The organism is Hydrogenophaga sp. UC242_50 (genome assembly GCF_042697355.1).
Lineage (GTDB): Bacteria > Pseudomonadota > Gammaproteobacteria > Burkholderiales > Burkholderiaceae_C > Hydrogenophaga.
On the sequence record NZ_CP170553.1, the window covers coordinates 2258257 to 2274141 of the forward strand.

General features: G+C 67.7%; 12 protein-coding genes and 5 pseudogenes. 7 read left to right on the forward strand and 10 right to left on the reverse strand.

All coding sequences use genetic code 11. The annotated features are described in order from the left end of the window. Positions 1–10 precede the first annotated feature (10 nt). The 7 genes and pseudogenes from ACFJGX_RS11570 to nagZ all read left to right on the forward strand — a co-directional run bounded on the left by ACFJGX_RS11570 (position 11) and on the right by nagZ (position 5305). Positions 11–358, forward strand: a complete 348-nt coding sequence (locus tag ACFJGX_RS11570) for a DUF4845 domain-containing protein (protein ID WP_382155902.1) — start codon at positions 11–13, stop codon at positions 356–358. A 43-nt stretch (positions 359–401) separates the two neighbouring features. Continuing rightward, positions 402–1140, forward strand: a pseudogene (rnc, locus tag ACFJGX_RS11575) (ribonuclease III). Positions 1141–1143: 3 nt separating this feature from the next. Beyond that, positions 1144–2172 (forward strand): GTPase Era, encoded by a 1029-nt coding sequence (gene era, locus ACFJGX_RS11580; protein ID WP_382321214.1) that lies wholly within the window; start codon positions 1144–1146, stop codon positions 2170–2172. Between the two features lie 45 nt (positions 2173–2217). Next, positions 2218–3030: a DNA repair protein RecO gene (recO, locus tag ACFJGX_RS11585; RefSeq protein ID WP_382328410.1), complete on the forward strand. Its 813-nt coding sequence runs from the start codon at positions 2218–2220 to the stop codon at positions 3028–3030. Next, the gene (locus ACFJGX_RS11590) at positions 3027–3800 is read left to right on the forward strand and encodes a pyridoxine 5'-phosphate synthase (protein WP_382321212.1); all 774 of its coding nucleotides are present in this window, start codon (positions 3027–3029) and stop codon (positions 3798–3800) included. The genes recO and ACFJGX_RS11590 overlap by 4 nt, the downstream gene beginning before the upstream one ends. Further along, positions 3797–4189 carry a holo-ACP synthase gene (gene acpS / locus ACFJGX_RS11595; protein WP_382328412.1) on the forward strand — a complete coding sequence of 131 codons (393 nt, stop codon included), beginning with the start codon at positions 3797–3799 and terminating at the stop codon, positions 4187–4189. Before ACFJGX_RS11590 ends, acpS begins: the two co-directional genes overlap by 4 nt. A 19-nt stretch (positions 4190–4208) precedes the next feature. Beyond that, positions 4209–5305: pseudogene (gene nagZ, locus ACFJGX_RS11600) on the forward strand (beta-N-acetylhexosaminidase). Here the strand turns inward: nagZ and ACFJGX_RS11605 are convergent. The 10 genes and pseudogenes from ACFJGX_RS11605 to leuB form a co-directional block, all read right to left on the reverse strand. Next, positions 5306–5990: pseudogene (locus ACFJGX_RS11605) on the reverse strand (LON peptidase substrate-binding domain-containing protein). Then, positions 5987–6864, reverse strand: a pseudogene (gene accD, locus ACFJGX_RS11610) (acetyl-CoA carboxylase, carboxyltransferase subunit beta). Before accD ends, ACFJGX_RS11605 begins: the two co-directional pseudogenes overlap by 4 nt. Positions 6865–7003: 139 nt before the next feature. After that, positions 7004–7813, reverse strand: coding sequence for a tryptophan synthase subunit alpha (gene trpA / locus ACFJGX_RS11615; protein ID WP_382328414.1), 810 nt, complete (start codon positions 7811–7813; stop codon positions 7004–7006). After that, complete coding sequence (trpB, locus tag ACFJGX_RS11620) at positions 7810–9081, reverse strand: tryptophan synthase subunit beta (RefSeq protein ID WP_382328416.1); 1272 nt, start codon at positions 9079–9081, stop codon at positions 7810–7812. The genes trpA and trpB overlap by 4 nt, the downstream gene beginning before the upstream one ends. Positions 9082–9124: 43 nt before the next feature. Continuing rightward, positions 9125–9805 (reverse strand): phosphoribosylanthranilate isomerase, encoded by a 681-nt coding sequence (locus ACFJGX_RS11625; protein WP_382321205.1) that lies wholly within the window; start codon positions 9803–9805, stop codon positions 9125–9127. Next, positions 9802–10620, reverse strand: a complete 819-nt coding sequence (gene truA, locus ACFJGX_RS11630) for a tRNA pseudouridine(38-40) synthase TruA (RefSeq protein WP_382325693.1) — start codon at positions 10618–10620, stop codon at positions 9802–9804. The genes ACFJGX_RS11625 and truA overlap by 4 nt, the downstream gene beginning before the upstream one ends. Positions 10621–10640: 20 nt before the next feature. Next, entirely contained in the window at positions 10641–11471 is an 831-nt protein-coding gene (locus tag ACFJGX_RS11635; protein WP_382325691.1) for a FimV/HubP family polar landmark protein, read from the reverse strand. A gap of 1039 nt (positions 11472–12510) precedes the next feature. Beyond that, positions 12511–12960: pseudogene (locus ACFJGX_RS11640) on the reverse strand (FimV/HubP family polar landmark protein); the annotation flags it as partial. Positions 12961–13574: 614 nt separating this feature from the next. After that, complete coding sequence (asd, locus tag ACFJGX_RS11645; RefSeq protein ID WP_382321203.1) at positions 13575–14702, reverse strand: aspartate-semialdehyde dehydrogenase; 1128 nt, start codon at positions 14700–14702, stop codon at positions 13575–13577. A 77-nt stretch (positions 14703–14779) separates the two neighbouring features. Continuing rightward, complete coding sequence (gene leuB / locus ACFJGX_RS11650) at positions 14780–15868, reverse strand: 3-isopropylmalate dehydrogenase (protein WP_382155946.1); 1089 nt, start codon at positions 15866–15868, stop codon at positions 14780–14782. Between the last annotated feature and the right edge of the window lie 17 nt (positions 15869–15885).

A 15885-nucleotide genomic window follows, 5' to 3' on the forward strand; every position in this document is an offset into this window, starting at 1 on the left:
GGATGAACACATGAAGCTGAAGCGACAACAACAGGGTTTGACCTTTTTCGGCCTGCTCATCGTCGGTGTCTTGCTGGCGTACACGGGTGTCATCCTCGCGCAGGTGGCCCCCACCTACATCGAATACCTCGCCGTGAAGAAGGCGGTGGACAAGGCTGCCGCTGGCAGCACGGTGGCCGAGGTGCGCAGCATCTTCGACAAGGCGGCGCAGATCGACGACATCCGCGCCGTGGCCGGCAAGGACCTCACGGTGGGCAAGGAGGGGGATCGCGTCGTGGTCTCCTTCGCTTACGCGCGCGAAATCCCCCTGGTGGGGCCGGCGCACCTGGTGATGAAATACGAAGGTCGCTCGAAGTGAAGAACATGACGGACCGGCAGCGTCCCGGCGGGCGCTGGTCCCATTGAGCCCCGAACTGCTGGCGCTGCAGAAGCGCCTTCAACACCCGTTTGCCAACCCGCGCCTGCTCGAGCGCGCGCTGACCCACCGCAGCTTCACCGCCGATCACAACGAACGCCTGGAGTTTCTGGGGGACTCGGTGCTGAGCCTGGCGATTTCCGGCCTGCTGTTCGAGAAGCTCAACCAGCTGCCCGAAGGCGACCTGTCCCGGGTGCGCGCCAACCTGGTCAAGCAGGACACCCTGTTCCAGATCGCTTCCAGCCTGGGGCTTTCGGCCTGCCTGCGCCTGGGCGATGGCGAAAAACGCTCGGGGGGGCACAAGCGACCCTCGATCCTGGCCGATGCCCTGGAGGCCGTGATCGGTGCCGTCTACCTCGACGCGGGCTTCGAAGTCGCCGCGGCGCTGGTGCACCGGCTCTACAGCGGGGTTGAGCTCAGCGCCCAGATGAGTGCGATGGGCAAGGACCCCAAAACCGAATTGCAGGAGTGGCTGCAGGCGCGCAAAATGAAACTCCCGGTCTACCGCGTCGTGGCCGACGCTCGGCGAAGCGCACAAGCAGACCTTTGATGTGGAGTGCACCGTGACGGAAACTGGTCGCAGCGAGCGCGGCATTGGCGCTTCCCGCCGTGCGGGCGAGCAGGCCGCCGCCGCGGCCATGTTGCAGCACCTGACCGCCAGCCCGGGCGCCGCCGCCGCGTCCACCGAGTCCCCCGTGGTGAGCCGCACCACCCAGCCTTCCTGATCCATGTCCGCCCCTGCCACCCCCCCTTCCTCCAACCCCGATCTGGACGCCATGCTGGCCAGGGTCCTGGGCAAAGACACGGCCGACGCCGCCGCTCCAACCGGTGATCCGGCGGCGGATGAACCACCAGCGGCGGAACCCGTGGACCCGGCGGAGCAACGCTGTGGTTATGTCGCCATCGTCGGCAAGCCCAATGTGGGCAAGTCCACCTTGCTCAACGCGCTGGTCGGCCAGAAGGTGAGCATCACTTCGCGCAAGGCGCAGACCACGCGCCACCGCATCACCGGCATGCGCACCGTCGGCCCCACGCAGTTCGTGTTCGTGGACACACCCGGTTTCCAGACCCGCCACGGCAACGCGCTCAACCGCGCTCTGAACAAGACCGTGCTGGGCGCGGTGAACGATGTCGACCTGATCCTCTTTGTCGTCGAAGCCGGGCATTTCAACCTGGCCGATGCCAAGGTGCTCTCGCTGTTGCCCGCCAACGTGCCGGTGATGCTGGTGGCGAACAAGTTTGACCTTGTGCACCGCCGCGGTGATCTGGCGCCCTGGCTGCGCTCCATGCAGGAGCGCCATCCGTTCGCCGAGTTCGTGCCCATGTCGGCCAAGGCGCCCAAGGACATCCAGCGCCTGTTCTCGATCTGCGAAAAATACCTGCCGCAGCAACCCTGGATGCACGATCCGGACGACTTGACGGACCGCAGCGAGCGCTTCATGGCGAGCGAGATGGTGCGCGAAAAACTGTTCCGCCTGACCGGCGACGAGTTGCCTTACACCTCCACGGTCATCATCGACAAGTTCGAGGAGGAGGGCACGCTCAAGCGCATCGCCGCCACCATCGTGGTCGAGCGTGAGGGGCACAAGGGCATGGTGATCGGCGAGAAGGGCGAAAAGCTCAAGCGCATCGGCACCGAGGCCCGGCAGGAACTGGAGAAGCTCTGGGATTGCAAGGTGTTCCTGGAGCTCTGGGTGAAGGTGCGCTCGGGTTGGGCGGACGACGACGCTCGCGTGCGCTCGTTCGGCTACGAGTAAGCCAGCGGCTGCTGGACACCCGACCGGCACACGAGGCCACACGGCATGGCCCTGAAACGCTTCTCCGACGAACCCGCTTTCGTGCTGCACCGCTACGACTGGAGCGAGACCAGCCTGGTGCTCGAGGTCTTCACGCGCCACCATGGCCGCATCGCCCTGGTGGCGAAGGGCGTGAAGCGGCCCACCTCCCAGTTCCGCCCCGTGCTGCTGCCGTTGCAGCCCCTGCATGTGTCCTGGAGCGGCGACGCCGAGGTGCGCACGCTGAAGGCAGCGCACTGGCAGGGCGGGCACGTCATGCCCACGGGCGAGGCGCTGATTTCGGGCAGCTATCTGAACGAGCTGCTCATGCGCCTGCTCGCACGCGACGACCCGCACGAGCGCTTGTTCGACCACTTCACCACTGCGGTGCAACTGCTGGCGGAGAAAAGCGATGCGCAACCGCTGATCCTGCGGGCATTTGAACTGCTGTTGTTGCGCGATGTGGGTCTGTTGCCCGACCTGGCCCAGGAGAGCAGCACGCTGACCGACCTGGACCCCTTGCGCCGCTATGTGCTGGTGCCCGAGAGTGGGTTGGTGCCCGCGCAGGACGATGATGGCCAGGCCCTCACCGGCGAGCAGTGGCTGGACCTGCAGGCCGCCATGGACGAACCCGCGCCATTCATTCCCACCTTGCGCGCCTGCGCGGCCTGCCTGCAGGCGGTGCGCGTGCCCCTGCGCAACCTGCTGCACTACCATTGCGGTGTGCGCGTGTTCAAGACCCGCCAGCTGATGCTCGACGTGCAAGCCATGACCCGGCCGCGAACGCCGTCGGATTCGGGCGCCTCCCCAGAGAACTTCCCCACCGCGACCTCACCATGACCGTGGCCTCCCGATCCCCGCATCCGACCACCGCCTTGTCGGTGAACCTCAACAAGGTGGCCCTGGTGCGCAACACCCGCCACCTGGGCATTCCCTCGGTCGCGCGCGCGGCCACGCTGTGCCTGCAGGCCGGCGCGCACGGCATCACCGTGCACCCGCGGCCCGACGAGCGCCACATCCGCACGCACGACGTGCACGAGCTCGCCGAGCTGCTCAAGGCCTGGCCCGACCGCGAATTCAACATCGAAGGCAACCCGTTCCACAACCTCATGGGCTTCGTGCGCGAACTGCGGCCGCAGCAGGTCACCTTCGTGCCCGACAGCGAAGGCCAGTTCACCAGCGACCATGGCTGGGGCTTCCCGGCCGATGCCGAACGCCTGCGCCCGTTGATCGACGAAGCCCGGGCGCTGGGGGTGCGCGTGAGCCTGTTCATGGACGCCGAGCCTGACCAGATGGTCGGTGCCAAGGCGGTGGGCGCCGACCGTGTGGAGCTTTACACGGAGCCCTATGCGGCCGCCTGGCACACGCCGCAGCGCGAGGCGCAATTGCAGCGTTTCCAGGCGGCCGCCCAGGCTGCGCTGGACGCCGGTTTGGGGGTGAACGCCGGGCACGATCTGAACCGCGAAAACCTCACGGCCTTCCTGCGCACGGTGCCGGGGGTGAGCGAGGTGTCCATTGGCCATGCCCTTATCGCGGACGCGCTGGAACTGGGCTACAGCGCCACCATCGCCGACTACCACCGCTGCATCGCCGACGCCTTCGCGCCATGATCTACGGCATCGGCACTGACATCTGCGACATCCGGCGCATCGAGGCCGTGTTGCAGCGCCAGGGCGAGCGCTTCGTGCGCAAGGTGCTGACCGACGCCGAATTCACCGTCTGGCAAAAGCGCAGCGCGCGTTGGCCGCAACGCGGTCTGCGTTACCTGCGCACCCGCTTCTCCGCCAAGGAGGCGTTTTCCAAGGCAGTGGGCATGGGCATGCGCCTGCCCATGACCTGGCGGCGCTGCGAGATCAACAACCTGCCCAGCGGCCAGCCCGTCATCGTCCTGCACGGGGATCTGAAGACCTGGTTCGAGGCACAAGGCCTGCGCGCGCACGTGACCGTGACCGACGAAACCGACTACGCCGCCAGCTTCGTGGTGGTGGAGCGGGACTGACTTTTCCGAAACTGTTTCCATGAACCCTCACGCTCCCCTCATCATCGACGTGGCCGGCCACAGCCTGACCACGGTGGACCGCCAGCGCCTGGCCCATCCCCTGGTCGGCGGCGTCATCCTGTTCGGCCGCAACTGGCAGGATCGGGCCCAGCTCACCGCGCTGTGCCGCCAGATCAAGGCTGTGCGGCACGACCTGCTGATCGCCGTGGACCATGAAGGTGGCCGTGTGCAGCGCTTCTGCACCGACGGTTTCACCCACCTGCCCGCCATCGCCAACCTTGGGCCAGATGTGGCTGCGCGGCCCCAAGGCCGGCGAACCCGCTGGCGCGGCGGCCCTGCAGGCGAGCAATGCCGCGACCGCGGCCGGCTTTGTGCTGGGTGCCGAGCTGCGCGCCTGCGGCGTGGACCTTACTTTTGCGCCGGTGCTCGATCTGGATTACGGTGAGAGCTCGGTGATTGGCGACCGCGCCTTCGGTCGCGATCCACGCCTGGTCACGGTGCTGGCGCAAGGCCTGATGCTCGGCCTGCTGCAGAGCGGCATGGGCCATTGCGGCAAACACTTCCCCGGCCATGGTTTCGTCAAGGCCGACTCGCACCTCGCGATCCCGGTGGACCGGCGCAGCCTCAAGGCCATCCTGGCCGAGGACGCCGCGCCCTACGGCTGGCTCTCGGCCAGCCTGCAGGCCGTGATGCCCGCGCACGTGATCTACCCCAAGGTCGACAACCGCCCTGCCGGCTTCTCGTCGCGCTGGCTGCAGGACATCCTGCGGCGCCGCCTCGGCTTTACCGGTGCGATCTTCAGCGACGACCTCAGCATGGCCGCGGCGCGGCAGATCGGTGGCCGTGAAGTGAGCTTCACCGAAGCCGCGCTGGCCGCGCTCACGGCCGGGGGGGACATGGTGCTGCTCTGCAACCAGTCGGTGGTGGACGGTGGCGCCCCGATCGACGAGGCGATCGACGCGCTCTCTCAGGCGGTGCTGGAAAGTCGCTGGCAGCCCAGCGCGGCGAGCGAAGAACGTCGGCTCGCGTTGCTGCCCCGCATGGCCGCCCCCCGATTGGGACACGCTGATGGTCAGCGAGCGCTACATGCAGGCGCTGTCGCTGCTGCCGGGCTGATCAGCGGTTCAGGCCCAGCTTGTCCAGCAGGTCCGACACCAGCTCCAGGCGCAACAAAGGGTTGTCCAGCGCCATCAGGCGCTGTTTGAGCTCGGCCGGCGCGGGCAGCAGTTCGGCCCAGCGGTTGCGCGACCCAGCCACTGTCATCCCACTGGTAGGGCGGCTGCAGCGGCAACTGCTCCAGGCTGTCCGGGTCGCGCTCCTGCAGGTTCTGCAGCAGGTGCTGCAGGCCGTCCCGGGTGTGGGCCAGGTGTTCCGGCACGGGCACCGCAACCTCCGGCTCGTCGAGTCGCACATCCGCCACCCACAGGCCATGGGGCAGCTGGCTGCGGCGCTGCACGTGGAACCGCTGCAGGCCACGGCAGCGGATCATCATCAGGCCGGGTTGTGGCCGTTCCAGGCTTTCGATCTGCGCCAGCGTGCCCACGGGGTGGAACACCTCTTTCGCAAAACCGTCGCCCCCGGGGGGCGCCTCGGGGTCAAGGCGCCGCACCTCGCTGCCCTCGCTCAGGCAGACCACGCCAAAGGGCGCGCCGGCCTTGTGGCAGCGGCCGATCATGTCGAGGTAACGCACCTCGAAGATGCGCAGAGGAAGCCAGCCACCGGGGTACAGAACCGTCTGCAACGGGAACAGCGGGAGCTGCGACAGCGTGAGCGCCTCGGCAACCCCGGAGGTGGGACTCAATCGTCGACCACCGCGTCGGCGCTCTGGCGCTGCAGCATGGCCAGGGTGTTGGCGATGGTGGCGCGCAGTTCGCGCCGGTCGCAGATGAAGTCCACCGCGCCCTTGGTCTGCAGGAACTCGGCGCGCTGGAAACCTTCGGGCAGCTTCACCCGCACGGTGTTCTCGATCACGCGCGGGCCGGCAAAGCCGATCAGCGCCCGGGGTTCGGCGATCACCACGTCGCCCACGAAGGCAAAGCCCGCGCTCACCCCGCCCATGGTCGGGTCGGTCAGCACGCTGATGTAGGGCAGGCCCTTCTTGGCCAGGCGCGTCAGGGCCGCGTTGGTCTTGGCCATTTGCATGAGCGAGAGCAGGCCTTCCTGCATGCGCGCGCCGCCCGTGGCGGTGAAGCAGATGAAAGGCACCTTTTGCGCGATGGCTTCTTCGACGCCGCGCACGAAGCGCTCGCCGACCACCGAGCCCATGGAGCCGCCCATGAAGTCGAATTCAAAACACGCGACCACCAGGCTGACACCGTGCACCGCGCCGCCCATGACCACCAGCGCGTCGGTCTCGCCGGTGGTTTCCAGCGCGTCTTTCAGGCGCTCCGGGTACTTGCGGCTGTCCTTGAACTTGAGCGCGTCCACCGGCAGCACTTCCTGGGCGATTTCGTAGCGGCCTTCAGCGTCCAGGAACGCATTGAGGCGCGCGCGCGCACCGATGCGGTGGTGGTGGCTGCAATGCGGGCAGACGTTCTGGTTCTTTTCCAGATCGTTCTTGTAGAGCACGGCTTCGCAGCTCGGGCACTTGATCCACAGGCCCTCGGGCACGCTGCGGCGCTCGGTCGGGTCGGTGGGGGTGATCTTGGGGGGGAGCAGTTTTCGAGCCAGGACATGTTTCTCTCCTTGCGGGGGACAAAGGGAATTAAACCATGGGAGAGGTTGGGCGCGGGCCAGCCGCCGGGCCGCCCCCAAGGCAGGCCCAGCCCCCTTGGGGGGCAGCGACCCGCGCAGCGGTGGAGCGTGGGGGCCTGGTTATGCGTCGAGCGCTTTCCGGATGGTGCGAAGGAACTGGATCGCCACCGCCACCACCTTTTCGTGGGGTTCGTTCTCCAGCAACTGGATGATCTTGCTGCCAATGACCACCGCGTCGGCGGTCTGGCCGATGGCGCGCGCCGTTTCGGCATCGCGGATGCCGAAGCCCACACCCACCGGCACGCTCACGTGCGCGCGGATGCGGGGCAGCATGGCCTCGACCTGGCCGATGTCCAGCGTGCCGGCGCCGGTGACGCCCTTGAGCGACACGTAGTACACATAGCCGCTGGCCACGCGCGCCACCTGCGCCATGCGCTCGTCGGTGGAGGTGGGGGCCAGCAGGAAGATCAAGTCCATGCCGTGCTCGCGCAGCGAGGCGGCGAATTCCTCGCATTCCTCGGGCGGGTAGTCGACGATCAGCACGCCGTCCACGCCCGCCTGGCTGGCATCGCGCACGAAGGCGCCCGCGCCATGCTTCTGGTCGTAGCGCTCCACCGGGTTGGCGTAGCCCATGAGCACCACCGGCGTGGTGTGGTTGCGCTCGCGGAAACTGCGCACCATGGCGAGCACCTGGGTCATGCCGATGCCCAGCGCCAGCGCGCGATCGCCGGCTTTCTGGATCACGGGGCCGTCGGCCGACGGGTCGGAGAACGGCACGCCGAGCTCGATGATGTCGGCGCCGGCCTCGGCCATACCGTGCATCAGGTCCGGCGTGATGTCGGCGAACGGAAAACCGGCCGTGACGTAGGGAATCAAGGCCTTGCGGCCCTGGGACTTGAGCTGGGAGAGGGTGTTTTCGATGCGGCTCATTTGGCGTTGCCCCCCTTCACGGTGAGCCCGCGCATGGAAGGTCTGTCGTAAAAATCGACGCCCGAGAGGTCGGCCACGGTGCCGATGTCCTTGTCGCCCCGGCCCGAGAGGTTGACCAGGATGGACTGGTCGGGCTTCATGGTCTTGGCCAGCTTGAGGGCGTAGGCCACGGCGTGGCTGGACTCCAGCGCGGGGATGATGCCCTCGGTGCGGCAGAGGTGGTGGAAGGCTTCGAGCGCTTCGGTGTCGGTGATGCCCACGTACTCGGCGCGGCCGACGTCCTTCAGGAAGGCGTGCTCCGGCCCCACGCCGGGGTAGTCCAGGCCCGCGCTGATGCTGTGGGTTTCGGTCACCTGGCCGTTGTCGTCCTGCAGCACGTAGGTGCGGTTGCCGTGCAGCACACCCGGGCTGCCTTTCTGCAGCGAGGCCGAATGTTTGCCACTCTCCAGGCCTTCGCCAGCGGCTTCCACGCCGATCAGGCGGGTGGCTTCATAGGGGATGTAGGGGTGGAAGATGCCCATGGCATTGCTGCCGCCGCCCACGCAGGCGATCACCGCGTCGGGCTGTTCGCTGCGGCATCCGGCGGCGGCCAGCATCTCGGGCACCTGCACCAGGCACTCCTTGCCGATCACGCTCTGGAAGTCGCGCACCATCATCGGGTAGGGGTGCGGGCCGGCCACGGTGCCGATGATGTAGAAGGTGTTGTCGACGTTGGCGACCCAGTCGCGCATGGCCTCGTTCAGCGCATCCTTGAGCGTCTTGCTGCCCGACTCCACCGGCACCACGGTGGCGCCCAGCAGTTTCATGCGGTAGACGTTGGGGCTCTGGCGTTTCACGTCTTCGCTGCCCATGTAGACCACGCACTCCAGGCCGTAGCGCGCGCAGATGGTCGCGGTGCGCACGCCGTGCTGGCCGGCCCCGGTTTCGGCGATGACGCGCGGCTTGCCCATGCGACGCGCCAGCATGGCCTGGCCGATGGTGTTGTTCACCTTGTGCGCGCCGGTGTGGTTGAGGTCTTCGCGCTTGAGGAAGATCTGCGCGCCGCCGGCCTCTCGGCTCATGCGCGCGGCGTGGTAGACCGGGCTGGGGCGGCCCACGAAATGGGCCAGCTCGCTCTCGAACTCGGCCAGGAACTCGGGGTCGTGCTGGTATTTCGCGTACGCGGCCTTGAGTTCGTTGATCGCGTGGGTGAGCGTCTCGCTCACGAAGCTGCCGCCGTAGATGCCGAAATGGCCGCGGGCGTCGGGTTGTTGGTAGGTCGTCTGCATGGGGTGTCTCGGTGGGACTGCCAGCCTGACCCCATGAAAGGGGTCAGGTCGAGCAGGGGGTCTGCGCATCGGCCGCCCGCACGGCGGCCACGAAGGCGAGCATCTTGTCGGGGTCCTTGATGCCTTTGGCGGCTTCGACCCCGGAGCTCACGTCAACGGCCCAGGGCCGCACGCGCGTGATGCCATCGGTCACGTTTGCAGGCGTGAGTCCACCAGACAAAACGAGGCGAGAGCTGGCGTTTAGAAGTGGATGTGACCAAGGGAAGGCTGTCCAGTCGAAGGATTGACCACCACCGCCATAGCCCTCGACGAGCGCGTCGAGCAGGATGGCCTGGGCGGCCGAGTGGTCCGAGGCGTATTTTAGAAGATCGAAGCCGGCCCCGGCGGGGCCGGTGGGAATGCGCGCCGCGCGCAGGTAGGGCCGGCCGGCGGCCTGGCACTCGGCGGGCGTCTCATCGCCGTGGAACTGCAGCAGGGCCTGGGGCACGGCGTCGCAGCCCTGGCGGATCTGGTCAGGGGTGGCGTTGACGAACAGCAGCACCGGTGTGACGAAGGGTGGCAGGCGGCGAGCGAGTTCGCCGGCGCGCCGCGCCGTCACATGGCGAGGGCTCTGGGCGTACAGCACGAAGCCAATGGCGTCGGCGCCAGCGCGCACGGCCGTGTCCACGTCCGCCTCGCGGGTGAGGCCGCAAATCTTGATGCGCGTGCGGTGGTGGGGTGTCATGGCAGCCAGTCGAAAGCGGGTGTGCCCTCGGGCAGACCCAGCCCGGCATCGTAGACCGGTCCGAGAAAGTACAGGCCGTCAGGGGAAAAGGTCGGGGCGGCGGCGTCGCGGCTGCGGGCCTGCAGCACCTCGGCCATCCAGGAGGGAGGACGGTTGCCGCTGCCAATGGCGATCAGGCAACCCATGATGTTGCGGATCATGTGGTGCAGGAAGGCCGAGGCCTCGAACTCGAAGCGCCAGTAGCTTCCGCGGCGCGCGATGTCCATCCTCATCAGATCCTTGACGGGCGAGTGGGCCTGGCACTGTGCCGCTCGGAACGAGGTGAAATCGTGTTCGCCCAGCAGGGCTTGCGCCGCCTGCACCATGGGATCCAGCGCAAGCGGGCGAAACACCCAGCCGACCTGGCCAGCGTCCACGCTCGGGCGCACCGGCGATTCGAGCAACACATAGGCATAGCGGCGCGAGCGGGCGCTGGCCCGGGCGTGGAAGCTCTGGGGCACGTGCCGCGCCCACTGCACGGCGATGTTGTCGGGCAGAAAGCTGTTGGTGCCACGGACCCAGGCGTTCTCGGGCCGGTCGAGTGGCGTATCGAAATGCACCACCTGCATCAAGCCGTGCACCCCCGCATCGGTGCGGCCCGCGCAGAGCGTTTTCACCGTGTCGTCCTGGGCGCTGAAGCGCGTTAGCGCCTGCTCGAGATGGTCTTGCACGGTGCGTCCGCCCGGCTGGCTTTGCCAGCCGTCGTAGGCGCGACCGTTGTAGCTCACGCCCAGTGCGACGCGGGTGCGGCTGGGCTCCTGGGGCGGTGGGAGCAAAAGCGAAAACCGAGGGCGCGTCAGGCCAGATCGGCCAGGAAAGTCCCTGCCTTGGCCTTGAGCGAACCCGAGGCTTCGGCCAGCACTTCCTCCGCCAGCGAACGCGCACCCTCGAAGTCGCCAATGGCGCGGAATTCCTCCGCCAGCGACAGCTTGGTCTCCAGCGGATTTTCTTCCGTCAGGCGGCCGGCCGAGGTGGCGTCGTCTTCCACGGGCGGCGCGCTCAGATCGAGGTTGAGGTGGTTCAGGTCGAACGACAGCATGTCGGCCGCCGCCGGGGGCGGGGTCTGGGGGCGGTGGTCCGCCGCGTGCGGGGTGTCCAGGTCGAGGATCGGGCCGTCGTCGAACGACAGCGAGTCGATGCTGGGTGCCGGGGTGCGGTCCATGGCTTGCACCGGCTCGGGCGCATGCTCCTGCAGCGGGGCGGGGCCGGACGGGAAGTCCAAGTCGAAGTCCATCGACATGGACGAGGGCGGGCCATCCTTCGCGTCCGCGGGGGCATTGGTCAGCGCCTCGGTCATCTTGAGGTCGTCCATGCTGGACATGCCCGCCTCCCGGGCGGCCAGCGGTGCGGCGTCCGAGGGTTCGTCGAGCGAAAAGTCCAGATCGAGGTCGAGATCGCCCAGGCCGGACGGCGGGGCTTGCTTGCCGGGCTCGTTCAGCGTGCTGGCGCCAAAGGGCATGGTGTTCAGGCCGGCACCCGCGATGCCCGCCGTGGCCGCGACCTTCACGGCCGGGCTGCCGCCGGGTTGGTACAGGGGGTTGGAGGGATCCAGGTCCTTGCCAAGTTCGCAGGCGTGTTCCCATTCCGGGCCCTGGCCTTGCGTGAGGTTGTAGGCCTCCGTAGCCACCACCTCGAACGCGCGCGCATCGCGGCGCTTGGCGTAGATTTCCAGCAGCTTGTTGTGGATGCGCCACGCGCGTGGGCGTGCTGCGCATCGCTTCCTTGAGGATTTCCTCGGCCTGCAGGTCGCGACCGTAGGCGAGATACACGTCGGCTTCGGCGACCGGATCCACATCACCTGCCGCATCCAGCTGGCTGGGCGAGTACACCATGGACGAGCCGGAGGCCACGGATTCCGCGGTGTCGATGCGCTGACCACCGCTGGAGCCGAAGAACGAATCGGGTTGCAGGCGGCTTTCCAGGAAGGAGCTGTCGACGCTCGAACCGTGCTTGCGCTGGCGGATGCGATAGAGGCCCAGGCCGGCCAGCAAGGCCAGCAGGCCGCCCGCCACAGGCAGGGCCAGCGGGTTGTCGCGCAACTGGTCGAAGAACGAAGGTTCGTCGGGCAGCGGCGTGGGCACCGGCAGCGGAGGCTTCACCGGAGCTGGGGTGGTGGAAGGCGCGGCGGCCGCTGGGGCCTCGGCCGGCGGTGCGGCCGGCGCCGGGGCTTCTGCCGCAGGCGCGGCGGGCGCGGGAGCTGCCTCGGTCGGCGCGGGTGCGGCGGGCACGGTCACCGTGGGAGCCGGTGCCGGAGCGGCCGCAGGGGCCGCCGCTGCAGGCGCTGCAGGGGCAGGCGCGGCAGCGGGAGCCGCCGGTGCGGGCGCAGGGGCGCTGCCGCCGCCCAGCTTGGACAATTCCTCGATGTTGCGCGAGAGCTCGGCCACGCGCGAGGACGCTTCCTTGGCCTGGCGTTCCTTGGCGATCTTGTCTTCGTTGGCGGCCTGGCCTGGCGCGGCTTCCTTGGACAGCGTCAGCTTGTCGGCGGCCGGTGCGGCGGGCTTGGCTTCCTTGACTTCGGTCTGCACCTGGCCGGCGGCCTGCCGATCGGCGGCGGCGACACCCGCCTCGGGCGCGCTGCCTGCGAGGCGGCGGCGGAATTCATTGAAATCGCGGCTCTGGGCCGTGATGGTCTGGCGTGCCTCACTCGGCGCGATGGCGCTGGCTTCCGCTGCGCTGGGCAGGTCAAGCACAACGCCGGCCTTCATGCGGTTGACGTTGCCCGAGATGAAGGCGTTGGGGTTCTGTCGCAGCATCGCCACGAGCATCTGGTCCAGGGACACGTCCGCTGGCTTGTTGGCGGCCGCGATGCCGCCGGCGGTGTCACCGGCTTTGACGCGGACCTGGCCTCCACCCGCGCTGCTGGGAGCGGCCGGTGCAGGCGTGGGCCGAGCCACCGGTGCGGGTGCCGGGGCAGGTGTGGGTGCCGCGGCGGCCGGCGCCGGGGTCGCGGCTCGGGGTGGCTGCACCTGAGGCTGGGCGACGCTGGGCGCGGGTGCCGCAGGGCGTGGCGCTGAGGCGGCCGGGGGGGCAGACACGCCCGGCGCCACGGGCACCGGCTGAGGCGCGGCCGCGCGCAGGTTCGGTGGGTCGAAGAGCAGGGTGTAGTCGCGAACCATGCGGCCGGACGACCAGTTGGCCTCGACGATGAGGTCCACAAAGGGTTCGGTGACCGGGCGCGAACTGGTCAGGCGCAGGTAGGCACGGCCATCGGCGCGCCGTTGCAGGCTGATCTGCAGGGTCGCCAGCGCGGCGTTGACGTCCACGCCCGCCGCCCGGAAGGTATCGCCGGAAGCCAGGCCCACCCGCAGGCTGGCGGCTTCTTCCGCATTGATGTCCGGCACGTCGATCTCGGCCCGTAGCGGTTCGCCCAGGGCCGACTGCACCACCACACGACCGAGCGCCAAGGCCTCGGCATCGCTGTGGTGCACGAGGCCCGCACACAGCACCGCCGCCGCAGCGACCGCATGCAACCGCGCGAGACCTCGTAAACCCGTGCCGGGAGGCACTGGGCGGGTCTGTTGGGATGGGGTGTGGCGGGAGATGGATGGCACTTTGACCTCGACGTAAAAAACCGAGAATTGACCTTAACATCAACGGATTACAGTGACAAGCTGAGAATCCGCTTGAGTTTCTTCGTCGACCCTCTGTCGTCGCGGGGCGGGTTGTTGCGTTGCAGTGGCGCAACGTGAACAACCACACCCTTCATCCATCGATGCCATCCCCGGGTGGGTCAGGCCTCGAGCAGGATGCGCAGCATGCGGCGCAGGGGTTCTGCCGCGCCCCAGAGCAGTTGATCGCCGATGGTGAAGGCGCCCACGTACTCCGGGCCCATGGCCAGCTTGCGAACACGGCCCACCGGGATCGTCATGGTGCCCGTCACGGTCACCGGGGTCAGGTCCTGGATCGTCGCTTCGCGCGTGTTCGGCACCACTTTCACCCAGGCGTTGTCGGCCGCGATCATGGCTTCGATATCGGCCACGGGCACGTCCTTCTTGAGCTTGAAGGTGAGGGCCTGGCTGTGGCAGCGCATGGCGCCCACGCGCACGCAGAAGCCGTCCACCGGGATGGCCGGGATATTGAAGCCTTCACCCATGCCGAGGATCTTGTTGGTCTCGGCCATGCCCTTCCACTCTTCCTTGGACATGCCATTGCCCAGGTCCTTGTCGATCCAGGGGATGAGCGAGCCGCCCAGTGGCACGCCGAAGTTGGCGGTCTCAGCGCCCGAGAGCGAGCGCTGCTTGGCGATCACCTTGCGATCGATCTCCAGGATGGCGCTCTTGGGGTCGTCCAACAGGGCCTTGACCTCGGCGTTGAGCGTGCCGTACTGCGTGAGCAACTCGCGCATGTGCTGGGCACCACCGCCGGAAGCCGCCTGGTAGGTTTGCGTGCTCATCCACTCCACCAGGCCCGCCTTGTAGAGCGCGCCCACACCCATGAGCATGCAGCTCACGGTGCAGTTGCCACCGATCCAGTCCTTGCCGCCCTGGGCCAGGGCGTTCTGGATGACGGGCAGGTTGACCGGGTCCAGGACGATGACGGCGTTCTTGTCCATGCGCAGCGTGGACGCGGCGTCGATCCAGTGGCCGTTCCAGCCCGCCGCGCGCAGCTTGGGGTAGACCTCGCTGGTGTAGTCGCCGCCCTGGGCGGTGATGACGATGTCGCAGCGCTTGAGGGCCGCGATGTCGTGCGCGTCCTGCAGCTGGGTTTCGTTTTTCGCCATCGCAGGGGCTTTGCCGCCCGCGTTGGAGGTGGAGAAAAACAGCGGTTCGATCAGGTCAAAGTCGCTCTCCGCGACCATGCGGTCCATCAGCACGGAACCGACCATGCCGCGCCAGCCAACGAGTCCTACGAGTTTCATGTCAACGCCCTTCAGTTAAAAAACCGTTTTGCCCCGGCTCGTCTGGCCGGGGAGGGGCGTGACGAACCGGAGCTGTATCAGCCCTTGGTAATGGTTTTGGTGATGGCGGCCACGACGGCATCGCCCATGCCGCGGGTGCTCACCTTGGTCGTGCCCTCCGACCAGATGTCCGTGGTGCGCAGGCCGGACGCGAGCACGCTGCTGACCGCAGTTTCAATGCGGTCGGCGGCTTCGGTCTGGTTGAACGTGAATCTGAGCATCATGGCAGCGGACAGTATTGTAGCCAGAGGATTGGCCAGGTTCTTGCCGGCGATGTCCGGCGCGCTGCCGTGGCTGGGTTCGTACAGGCCCTGGTTCTTCGTGTTGAGCGAGGCCGAGGGCAGCATGCCGATGGATCCGGTGAGCATGGACGCCTCGTCGGACAGGATGTCACCGAACATGTTGCCGGTGACGACCACGTCGAACTTCTTGGGCGCGCGCACCAGCTGCATGGCGGCGTTGTCCACGTACATGTGCTCCAGCTCCACGTCGGGGTACTGGGCGTGCACCTCGGTCACCACGTCCTTCCAGAACTGAAAGGTTTCGAGCACGTTGGCCTTGTCGACGCTGGTCACCTTCTTGTTGCGCTTGCGTGCGGCCTGGAAGGCCACGTGGGCGATGCGCTCGATCTCGGGCTTGCTGTAGCGCATGGTGTCGAAGGCTTCCTCCGCGCCGGGGAAGTGCCCGTCGGTGGCGGTGCGCCGGCCACGGGGCTGGCCGAAGTAGATGTCGCCGGTCAGCTCGCGGATGATGAGGATGTCCAGGCCGGAGATCAGTTCGGGCTTGAGGCTGGAGGCGCCCACCAGCTCGGGATAGCAGATGGCCGGGCGGAAGTTGGCAAACAGGCCAAGGTGCTTGCGCAGGCCCAGGATGGCTTGTTCCGGGCGCAGCGGGCGGTCCAGCTTGTCGTACTTCCAGTCGCCCACGGCACCGAAGAGCACCGCGTCGGCGTCCATCGCCAGTTTCAGGGTGGACTCGGGCAGCGGGTGGCCGTGGGCCTCGTAGGCCGCGCCACCCACCAGGGCGGACTCCATTTCGATCGGCAGCTCGAGTGCCTGAAGGACCCTGACCGCTTCGGCCACGATTTCGGTGCCGATGCCGTCACCCGGAAGAACTGCGATTTTCATGTGATGTGAAGTTGGAG

Coding starts and splice junctions, on each gene's coding strand:
- acpS (WP_382328412.1), top strand. CDS start 3,797: ATGATCTACGGCATCGGCACTGACATCTGCGACATCCGGCGCATCGAG.
- trpA (WP_382328414.1), bottom strand. CDS start 7,813: ATGAGCCGCATCGAAAACACCCTCTCCCAGCTCAAGTCCCAGGGCCGC.
- recO (WP_382328410.1), top strand. CDS start 2,218: ATGGCCCTGAAACGCTTCTCCGACGAACCCGCTTTCGTGCTGCACCGC.
- ACFJGX_RS11590 (WP_382321212.1), top strand. CDS start 3,027: ATGACCGTGGCCTCCCGATCCCCGCATCCGACCACCGCCTTGTCGGTG.
- era (WP_382321214.1), top strand. CDS start 1,144: ATGTCCGCCCCTGCCACCCCCCCTTCCTCCAACCCCGATCTGGACGCC.
- trpB (WP_382328416.1), bottom strand. CDS start 9,081: ATGCAGACGACCTACCAACAACCCGACGCCCGCGGCCATTTCGGCATC.
- asd (WP_382321203.1), bottom strand. CDS start 14,702: ATGAAACTCGTAGGACTCGTTGGCTGGCGCGGCATGGTCGGTTCCGTG.
- ACFJGX_RS11570 (WP_382155902.1), top strand. CDS start 11: ATGAAGCTGAAGCGACAACAACAGGGTTTGACCTTTTTCGGCCTGCTC.
- leuB (WP_382155946.1), bottom strand. CDS start 15,868: ATGAAAATCGCAGTTCTTCCGGGTGACGGCATCGGCACCGAAATCGTG.
- ACFJGX_RS11625 (WP_382321205.1), bottom strand. CDS start 9,805: ATGACACCCCACCACCGCACGCGCATCAAGATTTGCGGCCTCACCCGC.